General features: G+C 59.5%; 1 protein-coding gene. It reads right to left on the reverse strand.

Annotation, left to right across the window (positions count from 1 at the left end; all coding sequences use genetic code 11):
* Nucleotides 1-250 precede the first annotated feature (250 nt).
* A partial coding sequence (locus tag AC1D0P_RS26155) for a L,D-transpeptidase family protein (protein WP_477679387.1) occupies nt 251-888 on the reverse strand: 638 nt, incomplete at its 5' end.

Here is an 888-nt window from a genome sequence, read left to right on the forward strand (position 1 = left end):
CCCGAAAACCGCGCCGTGTTCGAAACCGCCGAAATCATCGAAAGCGTGGCGACGGCCGTCCATCTGCCGTCGTTCGACCGGGCGGCGCGACCGCCTCTGCCGCTCAAGCCGAGCCGGCTTTCGCCACGCGCCTGGCTGGGAAAGGGCCGCACAGGCCGCTCGCGCGCCTGATCAATGCTCAGGAAGAATGTGTTCGCAGACATGCAAAAACCCGCCAGTTTGGCGGGCTTTTGCATGTTCTTATCCGTACTCAGTTGTTGGCGACGGCCGGTTCCTGGTTGAGGCCGGTCTGCAGCGCCAGTTCCTGGGCGCCATCCATCTGGTAGATGTCGTCGCGGAACTGCACGACATGGTCCTTGGCGGACCAGGCGGTGACATATTTGAAATAGATCGGGATTTCCTCAGTGATATCGATCGGCGTGTTGACGCCGGTCTTGATCACCTGCTCGATATGCTGGCGGCTCCAGCCGGGCGTGTCGCGCAGAATCCAGGTCGTCAGATCACGGATGTTCTGGCAGCGCACGCAGCCCGACGATTCGAAGCGCGAGAGCTTGTTGAACAGGCCCTGCTGCGGCGTGTCGTGCATATACGTGTCGAACTGGTTGTGGAAGTTGATCTTGGTCGACGCCATGGCATTGATCTTGCCCGGGTCCTGACGGAACATCAGGTTCGGCGCCTTTTCGGCGTTCCAGTCGATGGTCTTGGGATCGACTTCATTGCCCTTGGCATCGAACAGACGAATCTTGCTCTTCGTCAGATAGGTCGGATCCTTGCGCATCAGCGGCACAATATCCTTTTCGATGATCGAGCGCGGCGCTGTCCAATAGGGGTTGAGCGTGACGTTGTAGATCTTCGAGTCCAGGATTGGCGTGGGGCGCGAGATACGAC

Source organism: Polaromonas sp. P1_G2 (genome assembly GCF_056405515.1).